Source organism: Geminocystis sp. NIES-3709, assembly GCF_001548115.1.
Lineage (GTDB): Bacteria > Cyanobacteriota > Cyanobacteriia > Cyanobacteriales > Cyanobacteriaceae > Geminocystis.
In genome coordinates this window covers 587,774-613,926 of sequence record NZ_AP014821.1, presented here as the reverse complement: position 1 = coordinate 613,926, position 26,153 = coordinate 587,774, and the positions used below count along the sequence as shown (strand labels likewise).

The following is a 26,153-nucleotide window of genomic DNA, read 5'->3' as shown; positions in this document are numbered from 1 at the left end:
ACTAATAGTTTTTCAACACTTAAAATTTATTGCTAGTTTAATCAGTTTGGACTTAAACATGATTTAGCAACTTTCGTTTTATAAATTACTGTAAGAATGAACTTTGCTCAAAGAAGACTAGAAGTTTTTTGTTATATCAATAACGTGCAAGTATTTTAGATTGAAATACTAATTTAATCTTAGGAAGATGTTTTTAATTTATAGAATAAATAGATAAAAAAAAATACTAAATCATTAATCCTATCTCAAAGAATATAATATCATCAGAATTTATTAAATCTTCATTATTTCTTAAGTTAATAAGGTCAGTTTTAAGTTATCTTTAATGCTGTTCACTAACAACTTTTTTTTCGATGATGAGATATAGTTCTCCTTTAATTATTACCCTTAGTTTTCTTTTTCTTAGTTGTGGTTTTCAACCTTCTTCTGTTTCTGGAAGTGATGAAAATGTATCTCCAAAAATTACTCCCGTTGATAATACAATTCAGAGTCAAAATTTGCCCATCGGTGCTAAATTATTGATTAATCAAGAAGTTATTGAGTTGGAAATCGCCCAAACGCCTCAACAACAGGCTATAGGCTTAATGTATCGTGATTCTTTACTTCCTAATCGTGGGATGTTGTTTCCTTTTAACCCTCCTCAAACTGTCAGTTTTTGGATGAAAAATGTTTCCATCCCCCTTGATATGATTTTTGTGTCCGATGGTGTTATTAAACATATAGCTAAAGCTCCTCCTTGTGAAATTGAGCCTTGTCCTCTTTATAATTCAACCGTACCGATCGATCAAGTTATTGAATTAGCAGGTGGTAGAACAGAAGAACTAAAAATAAAAGTTGGCGATGAAATTAACATTGAATTTTTAGAAAAAATGAAAAATTAGTAAAAAAAATAGCAAAAATTAATCTTATGATGTATAATACTTTACTTAATCAAAAATTTATAGTAGCTAATATAACTACTGAGAATCGATCGAGTTCAAGATAAATTGATAATTTGTAGCTATCTCAATCGAAAATCGCAAGTAATCAATAATCTTTACCCTATCATCAACTTTAATTCAATCAAATAACTTGACGGATAAATGAAATCAACGCATATCTTTAGAGTTATTTGTCCATAGAAAAAGTCAAACTTTTTAAAATTTAGGTTGTCTGTAATTTGCAGTTTGTTCCTATACTTTTTTAAAGTGCTTTCTTAGCAAAAAAGAGATTTAACTTGTTATTTGTTTTATCTCAATTTAGGCTAGAAAACTAGAAATATTCTATAAAATAATTGTGTGAGAAGTATAATTTTTAAAACATTTATTAAGAGTAGCTTTTTGCTTTTCTCTATCTAATTTTTAAATCTTTATTTAAGAAGTTCATCCTTTTTTATTAAAATTTTTTTTATGCCTACTATAACTTATAATCGTTTTATCAAATTTTTGCAAGAAGAACTCGATGTACCGCAAGATTCTATTGCCATTGCTCAACGTTCTGTTGATCATAATTTGGGCTTAATTCCGATGGTTTTATGGCAGTATGGTCTAGTTACGATCGAACAATTAGACAGGATTTATGATTGGTTAGAAACCTCTTAAAAGGAAGAATCAATAATTAGTAATTAACAATAATTTCCTCTAATTAAATATCCTTTAATAACTAAAATCCTAAATAGTTATTTCTAAATAATGGCTTCAATAATTTGGGTTGCTAGACATGGTCATAGATTTGATTTTGCTTATCCAGAATGGTTTAATACGGCTTTAAGGCGTTATGATCCACCCTTGTCTGAAGAAGGAAAAATTCAAGCTCAAAACTTGGGTATTAACTTAAAAAATGAAGTAATTGATCATCTTATTGTCTCTCCTTTTTTGAGAACAATTCAAACTGCCCATATTATTGCGGATATAATCAATTTACCTCTAAAATTAGAACCAGGGTTGGGGGAATGGCATAATCCTCATTGGATGACAGAAAAACCTCTTACTCATCCCCCCGAAGAATTAAGGTTGTTTTATCCTCGTATTGATTGGAACTATCGATCGACTATAACTCCCATCTATCCAGAAACCGAAGCAATGGTTTTAGAGAGAATGAAAGAAACTGCTCAAATTTTAATCAGAAAATTCAGTGGCAATTTACTATTAATAGGTCATAGTATTTCTGTCATTGGTATAACTAAAGCATTAGTTGGTGAAAAAAAAGAAATTAAACCCGATTTTTGCTCCATTACAAAAATTTACATTTGAGATTGTAAGTAGTTTTGTAAACCAATTTTGTCAATTAAGCCTAATTGTTTTTCTAACCAGTAAGCATGATCTTCCTCTGTATCTCCTAACATTACTCTTAATATTTCTCTAGTTTGATAATCTTGTTCCTCCTCACAAATGGCGATCGCTTCTTTCAAATCACCAATAACTTTATACTCCAATTCTAAATCATTGCGAAGCATCTCAGGCACATCAGAACCAATATTTAACCCTTCTTGCTCTGATAAATCGGGGATTGTTTCTAAAAACAACAATCTTTTAATTAACATATCTGCATGAGCAGTTTCGTCGTGCATTTCATGATCAATTCGATCGTATAATTTATTTAAACCCCAATCTTGATACATCCGAGAATGAGTAAAATATTGGTCTCTAGCCGATAATTCACTGCGTAAAAGTTTCTGTAGCTGTTTAATAACTTTTTTATTACCTTTCATGAAAAACTCCTTAAATCATAGATTGTAAATAATTTTCTAAACCCGAATTAGCCATTAGCCATTGTTGAGATTCTAACCAATCGATTTCTTCCTCCGTTTCTTCCAATAATTCTGTTAGTAAATCTCGACTAACATAATCTTGTAAAGATTCACAAAGATTAATAGAAGTGCGTAAAGTATCAGCTAATTCCATCGTCATAGTCAAATCATTAGCGATAATTTCCGATACTGCTTCACCAATAAGTAATTTTCCTAAACTTTGTAAATTAGGTAAACCTTCGAGGAAAAAAACACGCTCAATAATTTTATCAGCTTGTTTCATTAACTTAATAGAATACCGATATTCATACTCATTAAGTTTATTTAATCCCCAACTTTTACACATTCTGGCATGAAGAAAAAACTGATTAATTGCAGTTAATTTTAACTTTAAAATATTATTAAGTTGAAGTTTGATTTCTTGATTTCCTTCCATGGCATTATTCTCTAATCATTATGTCTATATTAACTTAGATCTCGCATCAAGTTTAAAATGCAGTAATAACAGGAAATGTCATCTCTGTTCCTATGGTTTTATTTGTCATTTGTTAATCAGCACTAATGAGTCATTGAAGCATTGAAGTTGCATTTAATTTTGTTACGAACAACTAAACCAATCTCCCCCTCTTCTATTGTTCTTCTTCTCTTTTTTATCGACAAACTAAATTAGTTTTAACTCACTTATCCCCCCCTAGGGAACTTTTGTGGATTTGAAATAGTCTTTTTCCTTGACTGTAGCAATTCTAAGCAGATTGTTATATTTTTATAGAAATAAATTCAAGAGTTCTTAAAACCATATTTTACAAAACTTAGAAAATTTTTAACAATTATTGAATTTATTATCAGTCATTTGGAACTACTATATACTTTATACTTTTAATATTATTATGAACAAATTATCTCAATCTAAAGCTACAACAGCTTTACTTCTTTGTCTTACTTTTGGAGTTGAAACAACTATTCCGATCGTCGCATCATTAGCAAATCCTCCAGTAGTAATGGCACAAAATTCGCAATTTGAAGATGTATCTTCTAACTATTGGGCGGCAAATTTTATTAATCCTTTAGTGCAAAGAGGAGTTATTGCAGGTTTTCCTGATGGTACATTTAAACCAGATGCTCCTGTAACAAGAGCCCAATTTGCGGCAATGGTACAAAAGGCATTACCTAGAAATAGTGTAAGATCTCCAATTAATTTTAATGATGTACCCAGTAATTATTGGGCGAATACTGCCATTAATAATGCTTTTAGTATGGGTTTTCTTTCTGGTTATCCCGGACAAATATTTCGTCCAGAACAAAATATTCCCAGAGAACAAGTATTAGTATCATTAGCTAATGGTCTAAATTTCAGCCCTAATAAAAATATTAATACTATTCTCAATTCTTTCAACGATTCTAGTAATATTTCTAATTTTGCTCGTTCTCCAGTCGCCGCAGCTACAGAAAAAAATTTAGTAGTTAATTATCCTACTTTAAAACAATTAAATCCTGTTCGTAATGCTACAAGAGCAGAAGTTGCCGCTTTTATTTATCAGGCTTTAGTTTCTCAAGGAAAATTACAGGCTATCAATTCTAATTATATTGTGGCATTAACTCCCACTGTCAATGAAACTGAATCTGTTTTGAATCGAGGTCAAAAAATTCCTGTACAATATCAAGAAGATAAAATTTTTGTTACGAACACCGAAACAGTTCCCATTACATTTACTGTTACTAAAAATATTGATAGTAATAAAGTTATCGTCATTCCTCGTAATAGTAAGGTGATTGGAGAATTACGTCCTTCTGGGAATAATGGTACTAGATTTTTTGGAAAGTCGATCGAATTACCTAATGGGCGTGTTTTAAGAGTTAAGAGTTCTTCTCAGACTATAACAGAAATAGAAAGTGTTACTAAGGGAATGGATGTAGGTAAACTTTTACGAAATGCCGCTTTTGGTACAGGGGCGGCGGCAGCGATAGCTGGAGTTACAGGCGATCGACGTATTACAACAGGAGAGTTATTAATTGGTACAGGTGCTGGTGTTTTAGCTACTTTAATTCCTCAATTTTTAGGCTTAAATAGAGTAGATTTATTAGTCGTACAACCGAAGGGTTTAAATATAAAATTAGATGAAGATTTAATTATTAATTAAACTAGGTTATAGACGAAATAAGATAGAAAAATAATTATTTTAAATTTTATTTTCTCTAACTTCTTGGAAAAGTATAGTAAGGTTAATTATCAATCCAATCTACTTTTTTTTGTAGGATATAACCCTTATTTTTGATTAACTTTTCCAAGTTTTTAATTCTTTTCTCTGGTAAAGGATGACTAGCGATAAAAGCAATAATATTTCTTTGCTCAGTTTGTTTATTTTCAGTCATTAATCTTTGGAAAAAATCTGTAGCTCCAGCTACATGACCATAATATTTATTTAGTAAATCTAATCCATATTCATCAGCTTTTTTTTCTTGAGCTTGGGAGTATTGTGCATGGGCTAAAATATTGGTAAAATCAGCACCTGATTGTAAAATTTCTACGCCACCCAAAAGATAATTAATCAGTAATTTTGTTAAGAAAATATTGCCTAAACTTCTAAGATGATCTCGATGGGCAAAATGTCCTATTTCATGACTTAGAATCATGACTAATTCATTTTCTGATTCTACTTGTTTTAATAAACCTTCATAAATTATAATCGTGTCTCCTGGAATAGCTAAAGCATTAACGGTATCTTCAGGAATATATAAAACCTGATAATTTCTTTTCTCGGTAGTATTTGATGGTAATAATTGTTCTAATTTATCTACTATTTTATTTAGTTTTATTTCTGTCGATGATAATTTATTTTTTTGTTTATATTCATTAACGATTAAACTGCCTATTTTTTGTTCTACACTGACAGGAATCAAATTAACTACTTGATTTAGTAAGATAAATAATCCTATTATAATTGTTAATCCAACACCACTAAATAATGCAAATAAAATTAGTAATTGTCTGTTATTAGTTTCAGGATTACGATCGCTGATAGGAGAATGATAACCCATAATCTTAATGTATAATTATTGGGGATAATAATAAAAGGTTTTAGGTATTAAAAATTAAGAATTAGGGAAAAGAATTGATTAAAAAAATCGGTTTTCTCAAACTAATTATCCTATTTTAATTTTAAAAAGTACGGAAAAGAGAAGGGTTATTTATTACGAATATTGGAGTATAAATCTTGAGCAATATTAGAGGTGACAAGATGATCGATCGAGCCACCGAATTTAGCAATTTCTTTAACAACACTACTACTAATAAAACTTAATTCAGTATTGGTAGCTAAAAAAACGGTTTCAATTTTATTTTCTAGGGTTTTATTAATATGAGCCATTTGTAACTCTTGTTCAAAATCAGACATTACTCGTAAGCCTCTTAACAAAACTCCTGCTTGTTTTTTTTGAGCATATTCCACCGTTAAACCACTAAAACTATCAACTTCTATATTTTTAATATTTGCGGTACATTCTTGAATTTGTTGAACTCTTTTTTCGATGGTAAAAAAAGGTGTTTTATTTGGATTTTTTAACACCGCAACGATAACTTTTTCAAATAAAATACTACTGCGTTGAATTAGATCAAGATGACCCAAAGTGATAGGATCAAAACTACCCGGATAAATAGCAATCATTAATTATTAATAGAGTATAGACTTTAGAAGTTAATCAATAACTTGATTTTAAAAGGTTTTATGCTTATTCAACTCAGCACATAGGTAGAGAATAATTATTAATTGTTAATCATCTATTATTCAGTATTTATGCTGATTCAGGCATTAAATTTAACATAACACTATTCATACTATTATAGAGTTCTTCTCGACTCTGAAAACCCTCTAATCTATGAATTATTTCCCCTCTATTAATTAATAATAAAGTAGGTAAATTACGCAAACGATAACTATTAGCTAAGGATAAATTTTGATCAGCATTAATACTAACTATTTTTAATTGTCCTTGCCATTCGGATTGTATTTTGTTCAAAATCGGATTTAACATTAGACATAAACCACACCAAGGAGCCCAAAAATTAACTAAAACTGGGTAGGGTGATTCTAAAACTTCTTGATTAAAGGTTGTTTGATTGACAGAAATCATAATTGTTTTAAAGAGAGTTTAGGAAAAAAATTTTAAAAAATCGATGATGCTAAATAATCAAAAGGGATATTAATTCAATTCTAATATGTTAATTCTAACCTGACTTTACCTGATCCCCTAATAATTAATTAGCAATTAGTAATGAGTAATCAGAAATTTTTTTCTAATCTTCTAATGGTAGAGTCACTTAAGTGAAAGAAGTCTCGAAAATCCCCCCAAATAACAAAAATTAAGGGTTTTTCATTTTAAATTCTAAAGGCTGACTCTGGCAGTTGCTGTCATTAACCAAGGATGTAGCCACCAAAAGAATAAAATAAAACCAGTGACTCCCACATAAGCCGGTTTTAAAAATTCTTTGATTTCTAATTTTTGTCGTCCATCTAGTATAGCTAACATTGGTATTATCGATGTTCTTTCTTTGACCTTTATAAAGGATTCTCCGTAACGTTTTGTTAAGCGTCGATCTCCGTGCCATACTGCAAAGATATGATGAGCTATTAAACCCAAAGAAGTGACGATCGTAAAAGTTGTGCCCAGCCATAAAGTATGAGCAATACACCAAATTACTTGTCCTACCATTTGAGGATGACGAGAAATACGAATAATTCCCGTTTCGTATAGATGAACTTCAGGTTTAGCAACGGCGGCAATCTCTAATAAGTTAAAGGTAGCAGGATAAAGAAAGAGAAAGGAAATAAACGATAAAATCCAAACGGTAGTTTTAATGCCCGGAATACCTTGCACTTGCCACAAAACTAAACCCTCATAACGATGATTGAAAAAATAAATAATTAAGACTGTAGCGAGGGGGATACTTAGTAAAGCAAATAAAACCCTATATAATCTCACACCAATTTTCGATTCTCCCCACATTCTTAAAGCGGCTAAACCACTGTGAACGATCGCAAACATCAATAATAAACCAATCATGATAAAATGGCTAGGAGTCAACCAATTAGGTAAGGTAGAGGGAGAAATTTGTGCCATTAAATCAAAGTAAAAAAAATTGATCATTTTTGCGTCAAAGTGGTGCATAGAGTCTATACTTAGGAAATAGAAATATAATTAATACTTATTTTATTGTTCAATTAGATCTTATCAATGATCGGATCAAAAATTGATCCCTCTAGGATTAAAGTCTAAACATTATTGTTAAAAATCTAAAGCCATATTCCACAGAAGAAATTGGTTAAGACATTGGAAAATACTAAAGTTAATTCACTATCAGGATTTACCTTTTGCTCTTTGCCATCAGTTATAATCCTCGTTATTCTTAATTTATCAAATATATGTCAGATATACCTTTCTCTCTTGATCAATTACGGATTTTAAAAGCCATTGCTGATGAAGGTAGTTTTAAACGAGCGGCAGACAGTTTATTTGTGTCTCAACCTGCTATCAGTTTACAAATCCAAAATCTTGAAAAACAATTGGCTGTACCCTTATTTGACAGGGGTGGAAGAAAAGCACAACTGACAGAAGCTGGTAATTTGTTACTTGCCTACGGGGAAAAAATTATTACTCTTTGTCAAGAAACTTGTCGTGCGATCGAAGACTTACAAAATCTTCAAGGTGGTACTTTAATTGTTGGTGCATCTCAAACTACTGGTACTTATTTGTTACCGAGAATGATTGGGTTATTTCATCAAAAATATCCTTATGTTTCCGTACAGCTACAAGTTCATTCTACTCGTCGCACATCTTGGGCAGTGGCGAATGGGCAAGTTGACTTAGCGATTATTGGGGGAGAAGTGCCTTTAGAGTTACAAGATATTTTAGAAATTATCCCCTATGCTCAAGATGAATTAGCCTTGATTATACCACCGAATCATCCTTTTGCAGAACAAGAGACGATCGCTAAAGATGATTTATATAGTCTTAATTATATTACTTTAGATTCTCAATCTACTATTCGTAAAGTTTTAGATCAAGTTTTAAGCCGTTGTGAAATCAATACCAGTGAATTAAAAGTGGAAATGGAGTTAAATTCGATCGAAGCCATTAAAAACGCTGTACAATCTGGTTTAGGAGCTTCTTTTGTGTCGGTTACAGCGATTGAAAAAGAACTCAAAATGGGTATTATTCATCGAGCCCATATTGAAGGTATCGAAATTCAGCGCACTTTATCGGTGATAGTCAATTCTAATCGTTATCGATCGAAAGCGGCAGAAGCATTTATTAAAGAAATTTTACCTCAATTTTCCAGTGATAACTATATGTCATCTTTAGAACAATTATCCAAGAAAGAAAAGCCGTTTTTAGACAAATCCGTTGAAATTAGCAACGATGAATTATAAAGTATTTAAAAAATAATTTATTAAACAAATCCTTCTAAACGTTTAACAGTTACAACATCCGTCAAATTATATTGTAAAGGAGTGATAGTTATATAGTTTTCCTTGTTGCCTTGAACATCTGTAGATAAATCAGGAGGAAGGTAAATATGTTCTGGTTGATCTATTTCTTCAATTAATTCCCCAGCTAACCAATAATAACTTTTTCCTCTAGGATCGAGTCTTTTTTGAAAATTTTCAATATATCGCCTAATGCCTTGACGAGTTATTTTTACTCCTTTTATTTCTGTTTCTGCCACAGGAGGAATATTTACATTAAGTAAAGTTGTTTCAGGTAAAGGATTTTCTGTCAATTTATTTATTAGTTTTACTGCATAATTAGCCGCAGGTTGAAATTCTTTGAGGGTAAAACTAGCTAAACTAAACGCTATACTTGTAATGCCCTCGATTGTGCCTTCCATGGCGGCGGAGACTGTACCAGAATATAATATATCAGTACCAAGATTTGACCCATGATTAATGCCAGAAAGGACAAAATCAGGTTTATCTTTCAATATGGCACTCAAGGCTAATTTTACACAATCGGAAGGAGTACCAGAACATGACCAAGCTGTTACACCTGTTGCAAAAATTCCCTCTATTTTATCGGCTCGAATGGGCTGATGTAAGGTTAAACCATGGCCTGTGGCTGATCGTTCTCTATCAGGCGCTACAACTGTAACTTCATGCCCTTGAAGGGCAATAGTATTAGCTAAAGTGCGGATTCCCTCAGCAAAAATACCATCATCGTTACTAATTAAGATTTTCATTTTTTTCAAATTATAAATTACGAACGAAAGAAAAATTTAGAATTTAGAATGAGGAGGTAGAAAAGAAAATTAATTATTAATTATTTAAAGAGTTTTTTCCTTTGTAATCATTCTCTCATAACATAACCATCCAAAAAATACCATTGTGATCGAGAAAAGGAGAAGGAAGAAAAAATGCCCTTGAATATCCTCAAAAGATTTACCTTTTCCCCACACCTTAATTAAGGCTTCATTCATGTGAAAAATAGGATTAAATTGAGCAAATTGTAATAATTTTTTAGGAAAGAATGAACTAGGAAAAAAAGTACCTCCAATTATTAATAAAGGAACTCCAAAAGTAGCCACGATCGCATTAACATCTTCTGTTCTTTTTGCCAATTGAGTACCCAAAATAAAACCAACTCCCACATAACTTATGATGCTAAGAATGATAATGATTAAACCTAAAATAATGGAGCCAGAAATAGACATTTCTTTGATAAATAAAACAGTTAATAATAATCCATAAACTAACAAAGTTTGTAATAGCCCAATAAAACTATGAGCAAAGAAAATTCCTAAAAAATAAGAAACTCCACTTAGTGGAGAAATAAATAATCGCTTGAGAGTTTTTTGTTCTCTTTCTGAAACAATAGTTGCGATCGTACCCCCTAAACAACTAAAAAATAAAGCCGCTCCTACCAAACTAGAAGGAGCAGATATTTTCATAGCTAAAGCAGTAGTAATTTTTACTCTTTCTGCAATTATATAACTATTAATTAACAAAATAAAAATAGGAAATATAGCCCAAAAAATAAGGCTTCTTTTACGCCTAAAAAGTTCAGTTAATATTCTTTGACTTACCGCTAAACTTTCATCAAAATATCGCATTTTAAATTATCCTTGAGAATCTCGTCTTCCCAAATCATACACAGCACAAGAAATACAAACTAAAATTCCGACACTAATTGACCAATTTCGACCAAAAGTAAGCTCAGTTAACCAATTAGATAAAATTCCCATCGCCAAAAAAGGAATAATACTCATTAAAGAAGCAAGAAAAGCATTTTGAGATTCTCTACCCTTGCGAGTACGTTCAAATTCAGCATCTGAAGTATAAAGGAAACGTTCTGCAAAATTAAACCAACGATACAATCCATCAATCACTGATTCTCTTAAAGTGGCAAAACCGATGTATAGAGCTAGACACCAAAGACAACTTCCCGCAATAATAGTTGTATTAAATTCCCAACTAAAAGGCAACATAATTCTCTAATTAATAAGTTTTGTTAAGTCATTATATACTAATTGAGAATTATCAACTGTCAACTGTCAACTGTCAACTGTTAAATTGGCTCATAATTAGAGGCTTGAGATTGTAATAATTGACTAACCTGTTTAAACACATTATTGGGCTCTGAACCTTTACTAATAACTTGTCTTTCAGGATGAAACTCTGGTCGATCGAGGTATAATGAAATAGACTGCTCTACTTGTTCAGTAATTAGAGTTTTTAATTCATCCTTGGCTTTTTCTCTCTGAAAATTAGCTCCTTCTTCTGTCGTTGCATAAAGAGGTGGTAAACGATTAAGGGCATAAGCCGAAATGTCTCCCACATCTAATAATCTATTACTGGTAGTTTCTATTTCTGCTACCCTTGAGATAACTTCACTGACGACTAATTCTTCCATCACGTTAATAAATTGTTTCCTAGGCATTGCTGTTACTTCCCCCGTTAATAAAGCTCCCATAAGTTTATCTAATGCCATATATTCTTCCAGAGAAAGTTCTGACGAGGTTTCACATAATTTCCCTACTTCCGCCTCCATCGTTGGAGTGAGATACCCTGTTTCCAAAGCCTGATCTACAATATTATTTATTCCCATAAAACTCCTATTAAACTCTATTTATAATTGGTAATTGACAGTTAATCATTCAAACTACACAATAATTAATGATTATTAATTCGTCTTAGTTTGATTTAATTCTAAACAATATCCTGCACCATAAATTGTTTTAATATAACGAGGTCTGCGAGGATCCGGTTCTAATTTGGTGCGTAAATGACGAACGTGAACCCTAATAGTTTCAATATCATCATTCGGATCGTATCCCCATACTTCTTTTAGAATATCGCTAGGGGGTACAGTTTGTCCATGACGTTGTAATAAACAATGTAATAATTCAAATTCCAAATGAGTTAATTTGATGCTTTTATCGAACCAAATCGCTTCAAATCTTTCAGGTACAAGGGTTAAAGCACCATAACTGAGAATTTCACTGTGTTTAGCGGTTGGTAAACTTCGCTCACTCCTTCTCAATAAGGCTTTGACTCTAGCTAACATTTCTTCTACTTCAAAAGGTTTCGTTAAGTAATCATCTGCTCCGGCATTGAAACCGTCAACTTTATCTTGAGTTTGTCCTAAAGCAGTTAACATCAATACAGGAATATTAGCGGTTCTTTCGTCTCGTCTTAATCGTTGACACACAGTGAAACCATCTACTTTAGGTAACATTAGATCTAACATAATTAAGTCCGGTTGAATTTGTAATGCTAATGCTTGTCCTTTAATTCCGTCTTCTGCTTGACATATATCATACCCTGCCATTTCCAAATTAATGGATACTAACTCTGCGATCGCAGCGTCATCATCAATCACTAATATTCGAGACATTATCAAATTTTACCTATTGTTAAATATTTGTTAATAAAAGTTGTAATTGTAAAACAAAAATTATAAAAATTTATCTTATGGTAATGATTATAAGCAATATTATTGAAAAGGAATAAGTTTATTTACTATTTGTAACCGATACTGAATAGTGAATAGAGAATAATTGAGAGTGAAATCAAAAGTAAAATCTATAAAACTTTTATCTTATATATTAATTTTTGTAAATGTTTGTATGTTCAATGTTCAATGTGACTGAAGTATTATCAATTATTATTGATTGCTCTTGTCTCATCTAGTAAGGCCTCAATATCATCTTCTGAGAGATTTTGAATGTAATTAACTTTCACTTCTTCCAGTAAGATTACCAATAATTCTTCTATTTTATTAATATCATATCTAGCATTGGGTCGTATATTTAAAGTTTTAGTAGCTTTTTCAAGAATTTTTTCTAAGTAATTCTCAAAAATAGGATCTTCTTTTAACATATTATCAATAGTATTTAAAAATATTTGATAAGATTGAATAGCTAATTTATTACTGATATTTTCAGGTAAAGTTTTTAAGCCTGGTAAGTGTTCAATATTTTGATAGATAGGAGATTCTGTGATAGTTTTTTGAAAAATATAAGCCAGTAAAGTTTCTACTTCTCGACGAATTTCTGGCAACATTTCATAAGCAACTAAATTGATTAACAGTTTGATAACTTCAGCTATTTCATTAGTATCGTTTAAATCTATATATTCTTTTGTTTCTTCTTTAAATAATACCTTTTCAATTTGTCCTTTTTCGATCGTTTTTTGTACTTGATTAACTATTCTTAACATCACAATTTGAGTTATATCCCCTGCAATTCCTGCAACAAAACCTTGACTAATTTGTTTTTTTATCCGTTGATAAGTTAATAATCGACTTTGATTTAAACGAATAGTAATAGGCACAATTCTCATCCATCTAAAATCTGGTAAAAAGAAAATTAAATCATACCAACGCCAGAAAATAGCATCCTGAATTTTTACACCATTAAAACGAAAACTAATAACCAAACAACGAATGACAAAATCGATAAAAATAATAACAATAAAGGGAAAATCTATTAAACCGAAGTAATTGACAAATTGACCATTCTCTCCAATAGGACGATAATAGTTAGTATTAATTAAAGGTCTAATTTCTTCATTAAAAAAACTTAGTTGTTGGGATAAATTATTTTCTAAATTAGTAACAGTCCAAAAGGATGTAAAAGCTAGTGTAGAAGACGATTCAGGATTATTAATATAGTTATCCATGTGTTCCTTCATTCTATTTTTAATAATTTCTAAAGTGCCACTTTTATTCGCTAATCTAAAAGGATCTTCTCTGATCATATTAATGCTCATTTCTCTAAGATTTTTTAAGATTTTTTCAGTATTTTCATCCTTTAAACCATATTGATTAATACTTTCTTCTAAAAGATCCACTTCTTCTAAATAAAAATTTGTATCTCTATAAGGTTCAATACCTTTAATTACATCATATTTAATAATATTATTTCGCCAAGATTTCGGTAAAACTGTCAATTGTATTCCATTATATTCGTAAGGGCCTAGTTTAAATTGTCCCAGAGTAATTTGCCCATTTAACCATATATCTCTTAAGGGAATATAAGTCAGATCGAAAATGACTAAACCAAAATTTAATACAGACACGATCGCCATAATTTTACTAATAAATAGTCGATCGTAGTACCAATTTAAAAGTTTGAAAAAAAAGAATAATTTTTGTTGCGATTTTTCAGATTGATAATTTTTCATAAGTTTCATAAGTTAGAATTTAAGAATAATTTTCGATTTTCAATTTGCCATTCTAATTATAACTATGACTTCTAATTTATTAATTCGTAATGCTCAAATTTTATTACCTAATAATGATATTTTCTTGGGAGATTTAAGTATAAAACAGGGGAAAATTGCTGAAATAGGTAGTGAATTAAGGGATGATTCTGCACAAATTATTGATGGTACTGGCTTAACTTTACTACCTGGAGTGATCGATCCGCAAGTACATTTTCGAGAACCAGGTTTAGAACATAAAGAAGACCTTTTTACCGCATCTTGTGCTTGTGCTAAGGGGGGAGTAACATCATTTCTGGAAATGCCAAATACAGTGCCTTTAACCACTACTCAGGCAACATTAGATGATAAGTTGTACCGAGCAAGTCAAAAATGTTTAGTCAACTATGGTTTTTTTATGGGTGCAACCGCAGAAAATTTGGATGACTTGAGAAATGCTCATCCGGCTTGTGGTATAAAAATTTTTATGGGATCAAATCATGGGGCATTATTAGTAAGTACAGAAACAGAAATTGAACCAATTTTTGCAAAAGGTAGTCGTTTAATTGCAGTCCATGCGGAAGATCAAGCTAGAATTGTGGAAAGGAAAAAGTTATTTAAGGGTAATACAGATCCTGCTATTCATTCTCAAATTCAAGATGAAATTGCCGCTCTCAATGCCACGAAATTGGCTGTAAAATTAGCGAATAAGTATCAACGGCGTTTACATATACTCCACCTTAGTACAGGTATCGAAGCAGAATATTTACGGCAACATAAAACTCCTTGGATTTCCACAGAAGTCACTCCTCAACATCTATTACTTAATACTACTGATTATGAACGAATCGGAACTTTAGCACAAATGAACCCCCCCCTTCGATCGCCTGAAAATAATGATATTCTTTGGAAAGCCTTATTAGATGGTGTTATTGATTGTATTGCTACAGATCATGCGCCTCATACTTTGGAAGAAAAAGCAAAACCTTATCCCCATAGCCCTTCAGGAATGCCGGGAGTTGAAACATCCTTGCCTTTAATGTTAACAGAATATAAAAAAGGTCGTTGTACTCTTGCTCAAGTCGTAAAATGGATGTGTACTAATCCTGCGAAACTTTACAATATTCCTCATAAAGGAGAGATAAAAATAGACTATGACGCAGATTTAACCTTAGTGGATTTAAACAGCTATAAACCCGTATTAAAAGAAAATTTAGCGACGAAATGTAAATGGAGTCCTTTTGAAGGTTGGAACTTAACAGGTTGGCCTATCTATACGATCGTTAATGGTAATATAGCTTTGGAAAAAGGACAACTAAACACAGATGTAAGAGGAAAAGCCTTAAGCTTCTCTTGATGTATTATATAAGTATGCTTACTTGATTACAGAGTTTTTTCAATGAATAAACCACATTTTTTCCCTGTCGCAAAGTGAATGCAAAGTGTGGTTAAAAAAAATGAAAACTGCTATAAGCTAATTTTGAAGATTTAGATTTACATTCTTCCGACACCAAATCAAAGATTATGGAGAGGGCTTAGGGCTGACATTTTTGGTAAATTACATAGTTTATCGCTAAAAATTTATGCCAAGATAAAGATTAAGCAATTCTAAAGAAAAAAATGACACAAACTACAATTGGAAATTATAGCAAATGGCGATCGCCAATCACCTCTGATTTAATCGTATCGGGTAGTATTGGCTTGGGGGCAGTAAAATTTGACGATAACAATATATATTGGCTAGAAAGTCGTCCATCAGAAAGCGGTCGATGTGTTATTGTGTGCTTAAATCAAGATGATACACTAGAAGATATTACCCCAAAACCTTTTAATGTGCGTAGTCGTGTTCATGAATACGGCGGTGGTGCTTTTTTTATTCATGACAGTATTATATACTTTACCAATTTTGTAGATCAACGGGTATATAAACAGAAAAAGGGGAAAACTCCTCAACCTCTTACTCCAGAATCTAAGTTACGTTATGCAGATTTTGTTTTGGATAAGTCTCATAATCGTCTAATTTGTGTAGCGGAAGATCATAGTAATGACAGTATTGAACCTGAAAATAAACTCGTCTTGATCGATTTAACCACCGGAGAAGTTAAAAACCTCGTTACGGGTGCGGATTTTTACAGCTCACCCCGTCTTTCTCCGGATAACTCTCAATTAGCATGGATAGCGTGGCATCATCCTAATATGCCTTGGGATAACACAGAATTATATTTAGCCAATATCAATCCTGATGGTAGTTTAACAGATATAAGATTGGTGGCTGGAGGAAAAAATGAATCTATCTGCCAACCTGAATTTAGCCCCAACGGTATATTATATTTTAGTAGCGATCGACGTAATTGGTGGAATATATATCGGAGAGAAAACAACGGAAATATATCATCTTTGTATCCCCTAGATGCAGAATTTGGTTATCCTCATTGGGTGTTTGGAGAATCAGTATATGGCTTTGCTGATGAAAACACCATAATTTGTACCTATACCCAAGACGGTATTTCTCATTTAGCCAGTTTAGACACAAAAAATAAAAGCCTAACAGATCTCAATATTCCTTTCACAAACATAGCTTACTTACAAGTAAATGGAGATCAAATTTTATTTACTGGTGGTTCACCTACTCAACCTACTGCCGTAGTAAAATTAAATATTGCCACGGGAGACACTAAAATTCTTAAACAATCAAGTAATTTAGATATAGATAGTGGTTACTTAAGTCAACCTCAACAAATAGAATTCCCCACCAGTCAAGGAAAAACGGCTTTTGCATGGTATTATCCTCCCCAAAATAAAGATTTTTCTGCCCCTGAAGATGAATTGCCTCCTTTATTGGTAAAAAGTCATGGAGGCCCTACTGCGGCTACCACTGCAAGTTATAATCTGAGAATACAGTACTGGACAAGTCGAGGTTTTGCTTTTGTTGATGTAAATTATGGTGGTAGCACTGGTTATGGGAGAGATTATCGTCAAAGGTTAAACAATAATTGGGGTATTGTGGATGTAGAAGATTGTATAAATGTGGCTCAATATTTAGTTAAACAAAGGAAAGTTGACGAGAATAAATTAGCAATTTCTGGCGGTAGTGCAGGAGGATATACCACTTTAGCCGCTCTTACTTTTCATGACACTTTTAAAGCTGGTGCTAGTTATTATGGTGTAGGAGATTTAGAGGCATTAGCTAAAGATACTCATAAATTTGAATCTCGTTATTTAGACAATTTAATCGGTAAATATCCAGAAGAAAAAGCAATTTATCAAGCTCGATCGCCTATTAACCACATAGATAAATTATCATGCCCTGTGGCTTTTTTTCAAGGATTAGAAGACAAAATTGTCCCTCCAAATCAAGCAGAAATGATGGTAAAAGCTCTTGAAAATAAAGGAATTAAAACAATGTATGTCACTTTTCCTGATGAACAGCATGGCTTTAGAAAAGCAGAAAATATTAAACTAGCTTTAGATAATGAATTGAAATTTTATAACTTTATTTTTAATAATTAAAATACAATGTTTCAATATAGCAAATATTATTTTAAAACCTTTAATTAGTTTTAGAGAAACTTAATAATAATTTTGGATTTTTATACTTTTAAAATTATTGAATGTGATATAATTACAATATTTAAACAACTTTTATTTTTTATAGAACACTAAATTATGGCTAATTTTGACTTTGGCATAATCGATGGAAATTTTTTTACAAACAATGGAACTGTAACATCAAATAGTGATGATGTTTTCTTTTTCACTTTAGAAGATAGTAGTTCAGTAATTCATGTGAATCTATTTAATATAACTGGAGGAGACGCTGATCTAGAACTATATGAAGATAGTAACTTAAATGGTACATTAGACTCTGGGGATTTATTAGTAGTATCATCCACAAGGAATAATAATGAAGATGAATTTATTAAAATACTAGAAGCAGATATTGACGGAATAAATCTTGATTCAGATTATCTGGTAAAGGTTTTTTCCTTTGATGGAAATACTGTTGATTACGATTTTTCACTGGTTATGACAGAAGCTACGCCTTCAGAAGAAGTGGGAATCAATTTATCACCAAATAATCAAACTGTTTTTTCAGATTTTATCCGAGGTACTAATTCTTCCATTGTAAATAGAAACTTTGATGCCATTGAATACACAACATCTCAACAAGGAGTTATTTTTGGTCAAATTTCAACGGATTTTAATGAGACAAATCTGAATGTGAGAATTTTTGACGACTCTAATAATAATACCGTTTTCGACCCCAGAGATGAAATATTAGGTCAACAGGAAATCACAAGACAAAATGGTTTTATTAGTATTCCCGTTGAAGCTGGCCGAGGATTTGTTCAATTGGAGAATTTATCTGATAGTGGATATGATTATTCTTTAACAGCTTCTTATGCAAATGCTAGTACTACCGATCAAAGTGCATTAACCTTAAGAGGTGGAACTGCACAAATTGCTTATGTTGCTTATTATGGCAGACCTGCCGATCCTAGTGGTGTTAATTTTTGGAACGAAATTTTAAGAAATGGAAACGTAAATTATTCTCCTCGTACTGGAGATACTTTAACCGGCAATCAACGGACTGTTTACAATCGAATTGTCAATGATTTTGGTAATTCGGCTGAATCCAATCGTTTATTTGGTAATATGAGCAATCGAGAAAAAGTCAATCAAGTTTATAACTTTACCTTTGGTAGAGATGCAGAAACTGCTGGTTTAAACTATTGGACAACTCAATTAAATAATGGAGCTGTAACCCTTGCTACATTTGCTCTTGAAGTGGCATTAGGCGCACAAAATCAGGATATTATTGTTTTACGCAATAAAATTAATAGTGCCGACTTATTCTCTACTTCTATCAACACACAAGCAGAAAGAACGGCTTATAGTGGAAGTAGTGCAGAAGTATTTGGTCGTGATTGGTTAGATCCATTTGAAAACTTCACGGCAAATCAACGGATTGTTGATAGTGCCTTAACTGCTTTGACAGAATAATAAATTTTTCTCAAAAAAGAAAATACCAACTTTTTGTTTTCTTACTTTAAGGAGATATTAAGTTGGTTACTTTTTGGGTATTTTCATCAGTTAAATTATATATTTCTGACGCTATATATTCTTTGAATAATGGATGAAGAATAAAATAAGTAATTCCATTGTTATGATTCTCTTCTAATAAATAACGTCTATATAAAGATTGTAAAGCATTAATAATTTCTGATGATGAAAGATGTATTGATTCTTCAATTTGTTTTAAAGTTATAGAATTATCTTTGTTCGTTAAGAAAAAAATCATTTCTTTTTCAATTGTTGATAATCGATCGAATAAATTATCAAATATTGATTTTATTTCCTGGGGAATAAATAGTTTTTCATGTAGTAAAAAATCATTAATTGAACCAGTAAAAATATTTTTTATAGTTAAGATAATATAATTTAAGAATAAACAATTTCCCCTATATAAATTATTTAATTTTACTAATTCTTTTTTATCTTTAAAATAAGTATCTCTAAACAGAAAAACAATAGGAACATTAAATCCTTCTAAATTTAGTCGATATAAAGAAGTATTATTAAAACTCTCAAAATCAATAACTTTTTCCTGACTAATCAATATTAAATGACTTTGATGTTGAACCTGAGCAATCACTTCAAACATTTTTTGATAGTTTTTATAAATATTTTGATAAGCTCCTGATAATTTTTTTTGAATGAATAAATTATGTATATCATCAAAAACTATTAAACATTTTATTTTTTTTAAAACTTCAATAAAATTTTCTAAATTAGACAAATTTGATGTATTGAATAATAGTATTTTATTAATTTTTTCAAAATAATTTATTAAAAAATTATCTAAGTTTTTTGGATAAGAATAACTCTCCCAAATAATAATATCGAATTCATTTTTATACAAATCAACAAAATATTTAACTAAAGTGGTTTTACCAACCCCTACAAACCCTGAAATATTAATTAATTGAGCATGATTACTAAAAATAGCATTCGATAATGATTTTAATTCTGTTTGTCGATCGAAAAAATTAATAATAGTAGGAGCAAGACCTAAATCATGATACTTTTGAATAACTGTATTTTGTTCAGATGTAGAGTTAAATAATTTTTCCTCAGAAAAAAACTTCGATCGATCATCACAATTATTGACGGAATCAGAACTAAAATATAAAGAATTAAGATATAATCTTTCGATCGTAGAACGGAAATTTGCTTTATATATTTTTTCTCCTATTTGTGCTGATAAAATTTTCCATAATTTAGACGCACTATCTCTTACATAACTTTCACTACAATGGTATATATTAGCGATCGAAGCATAGTTGTTACCTTTCCACACCTCTAGAATTAATACTCTTTGAATATTATCCAGATGTTTTCCTCGTTCTTGAAAAATTAGTCTATCTACAATTTGCAGAACATTGTCAATTTTCATTTTTAATATAATCGGAATTTAAAACAGAAACAGATCCTAATAATTATGAAATAGCATTCCTATTTAGGTTGTGTCTCAAAACGTAAAGATTTTGTCATTGGTCATTTGTCATTGTTAAAAAGGATTTGGGCTGATTTTTGATAATCCTTGATTGTTTACAAATCATTTAGAATTGCCGTATATATATCTTCCCAAAATTATAACTTAAATATTTCTCTTGTTTTGTCTAGTCAAATTTCCTTTCTTTAACCCTAAATTTGATTTATTAAGATAATTAACTACTATTAGCGATTATTTAAGATTTTTTTCTTAATAAAGTTTTACAAAAAATAAGATTTTTAAAGATATATAACTATGGTACTTAATACTTATAAAGTATAGGATGGAGAAGATCAACAATATACAGTCATTACTTTTTATCTTTTAACTAATTAAGCTACATATAATCAACAACATAAAAGATAAATAAAACATTACTGTATATTGACAATTTATTGTCTATAGTACAAAGGAGAAAAATTATGGTTACACAGCTAATTTCTAAAAATGCAAGTAATCAACCAGCTAATAATTCGATCGTTTTTCCTATCGGGGGCGGAAATATAGATACTGCCAGTAACTTGATAGTTTTTTCTACCACCGCCTTTAATTTTATTCCAGACACTAATGGTGTTGAAGATATATATTTATATAATAAAACAACCAAAACTTTCATTAATTTAACAGCTTTAAAAGCTAATGGTACACCTACTACTTTAGGTAGTAGCAATCCATCAATTAGTGGAAGTGGTAATAAAATAGTCTTTGAGTCTTTAGAGCCAAATTTAGCCTCAATACCGGCTTTACCCGGAAGTGATATTTTTTTAGTTGAAGATTTTTCTAGTACTCCTCCCAAATTTACATTATTAACTGCTGGATATAACAACGTTAGTTTTAATCCTTTTATCAGTCAAAATGGTAATTGGGTTGTCTTTGAAACCCTTGCAACAACTCAGGGAGGAGGAGCAGCTTTAACTAATGTCCCTGATGGTGGTGATGGAGATAGAGATATTATCTTACTTAATTTAATCACAAATCAAACTACATGGGTAAGCCAAGTTACCAATGGAGGAGGAAATGGCGTTGGTGATAGCACAAATAGTTCTGTTAGTGACGATGGACGATATGTCGTTTTTCAATCTAATGTCAATAATTTAATTCCGACAGTAACAGATACTAATGGGACAACAGATATTTTTCTGTTCGATAAGAATAATAATTCTTTGACTCTTATCTCCAAAAAAATCAATGCTGTAGCTCCAGTTACTACCGCTAATGCTTCAAGTATTAATCCGATTATCAGTGACAATGGAAGATATATTGCTTATGAATCAGTAGCTAGTGATTTAGTTTCTGTCGATAGTAATGGAGTAAGAGATATATTTGTTTATGATATTCAACTAGGGACAAATAAACTTATTAGTTTACGTCCGAATGGAGTACAAACTACAGCAGATAGCCGTAATGCTACGATCAGTGATAATGGTGAATTTATTGCTTTTGAATCTAACGATGCTTCTTTAGTTTCCAGTGACAATAATAATTTAACGGATATTTTCATTTGGAATAACGACACTATTTCTTTATTCAGTAGTGATTCGGCTGGAAATGAAGGAAATAAAGCTAGTACAAATGCTTCTATTAGTTCAGATGGTCAAGAAGTTATTTTTATATCCAATGCCACTAATCTGGATACTTCTGTACCGGGGCAAAATGGTGTCACTCAAGAATTATTTGTAGCCTCTGCAACTCCACCACCAAATATTTCTATTGGTAATGTAACAGTTAGTGAAAATGCGGGAACAGCGACTTTGACAGTCTCTCTTTCTACTGCCGGTACGAGTCCTATAACCGTCGATTATAAGACAACCAATGGAACAGCTACCAGTGGTACTGATTATCAAGCAATTCCCACAACTACTTTAACTTTTAATCCCGGAGAGTTACAAAAACAAGTTGTTGTCAATATTCTTGATGACACAGTTATAGAACAACAGGAAATATTTACAGTAGATCTCTCTAATGCGATCGGAGCTACTATTCTTACAAATGGTGATAAAGGTACTGTGACAATTAATGACAATGACACCCCTCCTGAACCACTTCTAAACACTCCTTTTACTCGTTTTCAAAATAAAAATCGTTCTGGTACATACTTATTTACTGGGCCCCAAGAAAGTCAAAGTGTTCGTCAAAACTTCCCTAATTTCGTGGAAGAAGGTACTGCTTTTAAAGTAGCTGTTCAACCTAATGATGATTTAATCCGTATTAACCGTTTTCAAAATGAAGATGTACCCGGTACTTATCTTTTTGCTGGAGAAGTGGAAAGCCAAAGTATTCGTCAAAACTTTCCTAATTTTATTGAAGAAGGTATTGCCTTTTATGTTTATGATAAAAATGCTAGTCAGGGGGTTGACTTCTACCGTTTCCAAAATACTCAACAACCGGGGACTTATCTTTTTGTAGGACAAGAAGAAAGAGATAGTATTCTTGCTAATTTTCCTCAATTCAAATTGGAAGGAGTTGCGTTTGAAGTTGTTGTTTAATTTAATTTTTTTATATACAGGATTTCTCAGGATTATGGATTGTCAATATTCATCAGTAAAATTTGGTTAAATCTGCATTTTAGTTCTAAATCCTGCGATCGTATTTTTTTTAATCCCCTAATTATTCAAAACAGGGGATTTTTTTGTTAAGCTAAAACAGATCTAACTTTACCTAAGTTCACCTCAGTTCGATATAAAATTATTGATTAAGATAGGGAGCATTGTTAAGAATTAACTTAAAAATTATTCAAATCTCCAAAAATTGCTTATGCTAGAAATTAATGTACCAAATATTAATACAAAAAAAATTAAAGAGAAAATTATTTCTGAGATAGAATCTATACAAACTCAAGAAAAATTATATTCTGAAGAACATCCCTTATGGATAACTATACAAGAACAAATTAAGTATTTTCAAGGTTTTATTGAAACAGCTAAATCAAGGGCAGAAATAAGAAATAGTTGGCCTAATTCATTAAATAAATTTCCTTTTACATTATTACAACCTTTAGCCATTATTTTTTTTAAAATTTTAAAACTTTTATTTAAAGATCAAAGAGAAGTTAATTATAATATTTTAAAGGCTTTAGAAGAATCTGTTAAACTGAATCAAATGTTTTTAGAACAAATTAAAGCTATTAATTTAAACTCTCAAGAGGAGTTAAATACTGTTAAATTTATTAATTTAGACTTAAAAAATAAAATTAATACTTTAGATAATAAATATATCGATCGAATTAATTATTTAACACAAAAACAAGAAGATTTATTTTATAAAAGTATATATTTTCAAGGAGATTTAACTCAACAAAAACTGTTAATAAATTTATTTTTAAATCAATTATTAGACTCTCAAAATACAGAAATATTAAATAAGCCAATCAAAGAATTTATAGAGAGAAAAAATAATTATTTAGATAGTTTTTACCTAGCTTTAGAAAATAAATTTAGAGGTAAAAGAGAAGCTATTAAAGAACAGCAAAAAAAAGATTATTTATCTTTACTACAAGGATTAAATATTGACAGTGTCGAGTCTCAAATTTTAGATATTGGATGTGGAAGGGGAGAATGGTTAGAAGTATTAAAAGAGCTTGGATATAATGCAAAAGGTATTGATCTCAATGAAGTAATGGTAAATGAATGTTGTGGTAGAAACTTAGATGTAATTAATCAAGATTGTCTCGATTATTTAAAATCTTTATCTGTAGAAAGTTTGAGCTTAATTACGGGATTTCATCTCATAGAACATTTACCGTTTAATATTTTGTGGGAATTATTAGCCCAAAGTTTGCGAGTATTGAAATCCGGTGGATTAGTTATTTTTGAAACACCAAATCCTGATAATGTTCTAGTAGGAAGTCGCAATTTTTATATTGATCCTACCCATCGTAATCCTTTACCTAGTGCAATGGTCAAATTTTTGGTAGAATCGATCGGATTTATTAATGTTGAAATAATTAATCTCCATCCTATCTCAGATCAAAAAATAGAAGGAGGAGAATTAGCTGATCGATTTAATGAATACTTTTATTGTTCTCAAGATTATGCTGTCATAGGATATAAACCGTGAAAATTTTAGTTGTATCTGTTAATGCACCTTTCATTATGGGGGGTGCAGAAATTCATGGAGATTCATTGGTAAAAGCATTAAGAGATTTTGGACACGAAACCGAATTAGTTACTATTCCCTTTAAAACTTATCCAAATCAAAGAATTTTAGACACGATGTTGATGTTTCGTCTTTTAGATGTGACGGAATCTTGTGGACAAAAAATCGATCTTATTATTCCCTTGAAATTTCCAGCTTATTTAACTCCTCATCCAAATAAAGTACTTTGGTTGTTACATCAACATCGAGATGCTTATGATTTATGGAATAATCCTGTTTGTGGTTTAGCTCATAATCCTGATGGGCAACAATTTCGAGCGACAATTATTAATGGAGATAACAATGCTTTTGCGGAATGTCGTCAAATTTATGCCAATTCTCAAAATGTGGCTAAGAGATTAAAAAAATTTAATAACGTGGACTCTATTCCTCTTTATCATCCTCCCAAAAATGCCGATCGATTTCACACCCAAAATCCCCAAAGTTATTTCTTTTTTCCCAGTCGTTTGACTAAAATTAAAAGGCAAGAGTTAGTATTAGAAGCCATCGCTAAAACTCATCATTCCGTTAAAGTTATTTTTGCTGGAAGTTCCGATGATGGAAAATACGATCGAGATTTAAAAGAAATTGCAGAAAAACTAGGTATATTCGATCGAGTCATATTTTTAGGTAAAATTTCCGAAGAAGAAAAATTAAAATATTATGCCGAATGTCTTGCCGTAATATATCCGCCCTTTGACGAAGATTATGGTTATGTCACCCTAGAAGCAATGTTATCCTCAAAACCTGTGATTAGTTGTAGTGACTCTGGAGGCCCTTTAGAATTTTTGATTAATCAAGAAACAGGCATTATTGTTGAACCAAATCCCTTATCCCTCGCCGAGGCAATGGATCAATTGTGGGATGATCGTACTCGATCGAAGATTATGGGTAAAAATGGGAAAAAACATTATGAGTCAATGAATATTACTTGGTCAAATGTCGTCCAAAAATTAACAAGCATAGTTACTTAGTTATACCGTGAGTTCAATGTAAAAATACTAAAAGACAGGTACAACAATTTAATTAATTCTGTCCAAAT

Annotated in this window: 24 protein-coding genes; 11 read left to right on the top strand and 13 right to left on the bottom strand. The window is 31.1% G+C overall.

Translation table 11 applies throughout. From position 1 onward, the window contains the following. Positions 1–353 precede the first annotated feature (353 nt). The 3 genes from GM3709_RS02530 to GM3709_RS02520 all read left to right on the top strand — a co-directional run bounded on the left by GM3709_RS02530 (position 354) and on the right by GM3709_RS02520 (position 2,231). Entirely contained in the window at positions 354–881 is a 528-nt protein-coding gene (locus GM3709_RS02530) for a DUF192 domain-containing protein (RefSeq protein ID WP_066115986.1), read from the top strand. 507 nt (positions 882–1,388) lie between these two features. Continuing rightward, positions 1,389–1,580: a DUF2949 domain-containing protein gene (locus GM3709_RS02525; RefSeq protein ID WP_066115984.1), complete on the top strand. Its 192-nt coding sequence runs from the start codon at positions 1,389–1,391 to the stop codon at positions 1,578–1,580. A gap of 90 nt (positions 1,581–1,670) precedes the next feature. Further along, a complete protein-coding gene (locus GM3709_RS02520) occupies positions 1,671–2,231 on the top strand; it encodes a histidine phosphatase family protein (RefSeq protein ID WP_066115982.1) in 561 nt (186 codons plus the stop codon). On the opposite strand, the gene bfr (GM3709_RS02515) is transcribed toward GM3709_RS02520, so the two are convergent. Together bfr (GM3709_RS02515) and bfr (GM3709_RS02510) are read right to left on the bottom strand one after the other, a co-directional pair. After that, positions 2,222–2,689 (bottom strand): bacterioferritin, encoded by a 468-nt coding sequence (gene bfr / locus GM3709_RS02515; protein ID WP_066115979.1) that lies wholly within the window; start codon positions 2,687–2,689, stop codon positions 2,222–2,224. The two genes, GM3709_RS02520 and bfr (GM3709_RS02515), sit on opposite strands and share 10 nt — an antisense overlap. 10 nt (positions 2,690–2,699) lie before the next feature. Then, a complete protein-coding gene (gene bfr, locus GM3709_RS02510; protein WP_066115977.1) occupies positions 2,700–3,164 on the bottom strand; it encodes a bacterioferritin in 465 nt (154 codons plus the stop codon). Positions 3,165–3,615: 451 nt separating this feature from the next. On the opposite strand from bfr (GM3709_RS02510), the gene GM3709_RS02505 reads away from it, so the two are divergent. Further along, positions 3,616–4,866, top strand: coding sequence for an S-layer homology domain-containing protein (locus GM3709_RS02505; protein WP_066115975.1), 1,251 nt, complete (start codon positions 3,616–3,618; stop codon positions 4,864–4,866). Between the two features lie 82 nt (positions 4,867–4,948). Here GM3709_RS02505 and GM3709_RS02500 read toward each other — a convergent pair whose 3' ends face one another. From GM3709_RS02500 to GM3709_RS02485, 4 genes are all read right to left on the bottom strand, one after another. Further along, positions 4,949–5,764: a M48 family metallopeptidase gene (locus GM3709_RS02500; protein ID WP_066115973.1), complete on the bottom strand. Its 816-nt coding sequence runs from the start codon at positions 5,762–5,764 to the stop codon at positions 4,949–4,951. A gap of 146 nt (positions 5,765–5,910) precedes the next feature. Next, positions 5,911–6,390 carry a pantetheine-phosphate adenylyltransferase gene (coaD, locus tag GM3709_RS02495; protein WP_066115971.1) on the bottom strand — a complete coding sequence of 160 codons (480 nt, stop codon included), beginning with the start codon at positions 6,388–6,390 and terminating at the stop codon, positions 5,911–5,913. Between the two features lie 127 nt (positions 6,391–6,517). Then, entirely contained in the window at positions 6,518–6,856 is a 339-nt protein-coding gene (locus tag GM3709_RS02490) for a co-chaperone YbbN (protein ID WP_173645695.1), read from the bottom strand. Between the two features lie 252 nt (positions 6,857–7,108). Further along, positions 7,109–7,843 carry an NnrU family protein gene (locus GM3709_RS02485; RefSeq protein ID WP_066115966.1) on the bottom strand — a complete coding sequence of 245 codons (735 nt, stop codon included), beginning with the start codon at positions 7,841–7,843 and terminating at the stop codon, positions 7,109–7,111. Positions 7,844–8,145: 302 nt separating this feature from the next. On the opposite strand from GM3709_RS02485, the gene GM3709_RS02480 reads away from it, so the two are divergent. After that, positions 8,146–9,153: a LysR family transcriptional regulator gene (locus GM3709_RS02480; protein WP_066115964.1), complete on the top strand. Its 1,008-nt coding sequence runs from the start codon at positions 8,146–8,148 to the stop codon at positions 9,151–9,153. A gap of 20 nt (positions 9,154–9,173) precedes the next feature. Here the strand turns inward: GM3709_RS02480 and surE are convergent, their stop codons facing one another. The 6 genes from surE to GM3709_RS02450 all read right to left on the bottom strand — a co-directional run bounded on the left by surE (position 9,174) and on the right by GM3709_RS02450 (position 14,403). Next, positions 9,174–9,959, bottom strand: a complete 786-nt coding sequence (gene surE, locus GM3709_RS02475) for a 5'/3'-nucleotidase SurE (RefSeq protein ID WP_066115961.1) — start codon at positions 9,957–9,959, stop codon at positions 9,174–9,176. A gap of 84 nt (positions 9,960–10,043) precedes the next feature. Next, the gene (locus GM3709_RS02470; RefSeq protein WP_066115959.1) at positions 10,044–10,829 is read right to left on the bottom strand and encodes an ABC transporter permease; all 786 of its coding nucleotides are present in this window, start codon (positions 10,827–10,829) and stop codon (positions 10,044–10,046) included. 6 nt (positions 10,830–10,835) lie between these two features. After that, complete coding sequence (locus GM3709_RS02465; RefSeq protein ID WP_066115957.1) at positions 10,836–11,204, bottom strand: hypothetical protein; 369 nt, start codon at positions 11,202–11,204, stop codon at positions 10,836–10,838. 80 nt (positions 11,205–11,284) lie between these two features. After that, positions 11,285–11,824 (bottom strand): late competence development ComFB family protein, encoded by a 540-nt coding sequence (locus tag GM3709_RS02460; RefSeq protein ID WP_066115955.1) that lies wholly within the window; start codon positions 11,822–11,824, stop codon positions 11,285–11,287. 75 nt (positions 11,825–11,899) lie between these two features. Next, positions 11,900–12,613 carry a response regulator transcription factor gene (locus tag GM3709_RS02455; protein WP_066115953.1) on the bottom strand — a complete coding sequence of 238 codons (714 nt, stop codon included), beginning with the start codon at positions 12,611–12,613 and terminating at the stop codon, positions 11,900–11,902. Positions 12,614–12,876: 263 nt separating this feature from the next. Further along, a complete protein-coding gene (locus tag GM3709_RS02450) occupies positions 12,877–14,403 on the bottom strand; it encodes a hypothetical protein (RefSeq protein WP_066115951.1) in 1,527 nt (508 codons plus the stop codon). Positions 14,404–14,467: 64 nt separating this feature from the next. Here GM3709_RS02450 and GM3709_RS02445 point away from each other — a divergent pair, with 64 nt between their 5' ends. The 3 genes from GM3709_RS02445 (at position 14,468) to GM3709_RS02435 (ending at position 19,425) form a co-directional block, all read left to right on the top strand. After that, entirely contained in the window at positions 14,468–15,778 is a 1,311-nt protein-coding gene (locus tag GM3709_RS02445; protein WP_066115949.1) for a dihydroorotase, read from the top strand. Positions 15,779–16,041: 263 nt separating this feature from the next. After that, positions 16,042–17,931 carry a S9 family peptidase gene (locus GM3709_RS02440; protein WP_066115947.1) on the top strand — a complete coding sequence of 630 codons (1,890 nt, stop codon included), beginning with the start codon at positions 16,042–16,044 and terminating at the stop codon, positions 17,929–17,931. Between the two features lie 156 nt (positions 17,932–18,087). Then, entirely contained in the window at positions 18,088–19,425 is a 1,338-nt protein-coding gene (locus GM3709_RS02435; RefSeq protein WP_066115945.1) for a DUF4214 domain-containing protein, read from the top strand. A gap of 46 nt (positions 19,426–19,471) precedes the next feature. Here GM3709_RS02435 and GM3709_RS02430 read toward each other — a convergent pair whose 3' ends face one another. Further along, positions 19,472–20,878: an AAA family ATPase gene (locus GM3709_RS02430; protein ID WP_066115943.1), complete on the bottom strand. Its 1,407-nt coding sequence runs from the start codon at positions 20,876–20,878 to the stop codon at positions 19,472–19,474. Positions 20,879–21,399: 521 nt separating this feature from the next. Here GM3709_RS02430 and GM3709_RS02425 point away from each other — a divergent pair. The 3 genes from GM3709_RS02425 (at position 21,400) to GM3709_RS02415 (ending at position 26,085) form a co-directional block, all read left to right on the top strand. Beyond that, positions 21,400–23,463, top strand: coding sequence for a Calx-beta domain-containing protein (locus GM3709_RS02425; RefSeq protein WP_066115941.1), 2,064 nt, complete (start codon positions 21,400–21,402; stop codon positions 23,461–23,463). A 268-nt stretch (positions 23,464–23,731) separates the two neighbouring features. Continuing rightward, positions 23,732–25,033 carry a bifunctional 2-polyprenyl-6-hydroxyphenol methylase/3-demethylubiquinol 3-O-methyltransferase UbiG gene (locus GM3709_RS02420; protein ID WP_066115939.1) on the top strand — a complete coding sequence of 434 codons (1,302 nt, stop codon included), beginning with the start codon at positions 23,732–23,734 and terminating at the stop codon, positions 25,031–25,033. Then, positions 25,030–26,085, top strand: coding sequence for a glycosyltransferase family 4 protein (locus GM3709_RS02415; RefSeq protein WP_066115937.1), 1,056 nt, complete (start codon positions 25,030–25,032; stop codon positions 26,083–26,085). The genes GM3709_RS02420 and GM3709_RS02415 overlap by 4 nt, the downstream gene beginning before the upstream one ends. Positions 26,086–26,153: the final 68 nt, after the last annotated feature.

Coding starts and splice junctions, on each gene's coding strand:
- surE (WP_066115961.1), bottom strand. CDS start 9,959: ATGAAAATCTTAATTAGTAACGATGATGGTATTTTTGCTGAGGGAATC.
- bfr (WP_066115977.1), bottom strand. CDS start 3,164: ATGGAAGGAAATCAAGAAATCAAACTTCAACTTAATAATATTTTAAAG.
- GM3709_RS02520 (WP_066115982.1), top strand. CDS start 1,671: ATGGCTTCAATAATTTGGGTTGCTAGACATGGTCATAGATTTGATTTT.
- GM3709_RS02480 (WP_066115964.1), top strand. CDS start 8,146: ATGTCAGATATACCTTTCTCTCTTGATCAATTACGGATTTTAAAAGCC.
- GM3709_RS02505 (WP_066115975.1), top strand. CDS start 3,616: ATGAACAAATTATCTCAATCTAAAGCTACAACAGCTTTACTTCTTTGT.
- GM3709_RS02420 (WP_066115939.1), top strand. CDS start 23,732: ATGCTAGAAATTAATGTACCAAATATTAATACAAAAAAAATTAAAGAG.
- GM3709_RS02440 (WP_066115947.1), top strand. CDS start 16,042: ATGACACAAACTACAATTGGAAATTATAGCAAATGGCGATCGCCAATC.
- GM3709_RS02455 (WP_066115953.1), bottom strand. CDS start 12,613: ATGTCTCGAATATTAGTGATTGATGATGACGCTGCGATCGCAGAGTTA.
- GM3709_RS02450 (WP_066115951.1), bottom strand. CDS start 14,403: ATGAAAAATTATCAATCTGAAAAATCGCAACAAAAATTATTCTTTTTT.
- GM3709_RS02530 (WP_066115986.1), top strand. CDS start 354: ATGATGAGATATAGTTCTCCTTTAATTATTACCCTTAGTTTTCTTTTT.
- GM3709_RS02490 (WP_173645695.1), bottom strand. CDS start 6,856: ATGATTTCTGTCAATCAAACAACCTTTAATCAAGAAGTTTTAGAATCA.
- GM3709_RS02470 (WP_066115959.1), bottom strand. CDS start 10,829: ATGCGATATTTTGATGAAAGTTTAGCGGTAAGTCAAAGAATATTAACT.
- coaD (WP_066115971.1), bottom strand. CDS start 6,390: ATGATTGCTATTTATCCGGGTAGTTTTGATCCTATCACTTTGGGTCAT.
- GM3709_RS02460 (WP_066115955.1), bottom strand. CDS start 11,824: ATGGGAATAAATAATATTGTAGATCAGGCTTTGGAAACAGGGTATCTC.
- GM3709_RS02435 (WP_066115945.1), top strand. CDS start 18,088: ATGGCTAATTTTGACTTTGGCATAATCGATGGAAATTTTTTTACAAAC.
- GM3709_RS02465 (WP_066115957.1), bottom strand. CDS start 11,204: ATGTTGCCTTTTAGTTGGGAATTTAATACAACTATTATTGCGGGAAGT.
- GM3709_RS02445 (WP_066115949.1), top strand. CDS start 14,468: ATGACTTCTAATTTATTAATTCGTAATGCTCAAATTTTATTACCTAAT.
- GM3709_RS02525 (WP_066115984.1), top strand. CDS start 1,389: ATGCCTACTATAACTTATAATCGTTTTATCAAATTTTTGCAAGAAGAA.
- GM3709_RS02430 (WP_066115943.1), bottom strand. CDS start 20,878: ATGAAAATTGACAATGTTCTGCAAATTGTAGATAGACTAATTTTTCAA.
- GM3709_RS02485 (WP_066115966.1), bottom strand. CDS start 7,843: ATGGCACAAATTTCTCCCTCTACCTTACCTAATTGGTTGACTCCTAGC.
- bfr (WP_066115979.1), bottom strand. CDS start 2,689: ATGAAAGGTAATAAAAAAGTTATTAAACAGCTACAGAAACTTTTACGC.
- GM3709_RS02425 (WP_066115941.1), top strand. CDS start 21,400: ATGGTTACACAGCTAATTTCTAAAAATGCAAGTAATCAACCAGCTAAT.
- GM3709_RS02500 (WP_066115973.1), bottom strand. CDS start 5,764: ATGGGTTATCATTCTCCTATCAGCGATCGTAATCCTGAAACTAATAAC.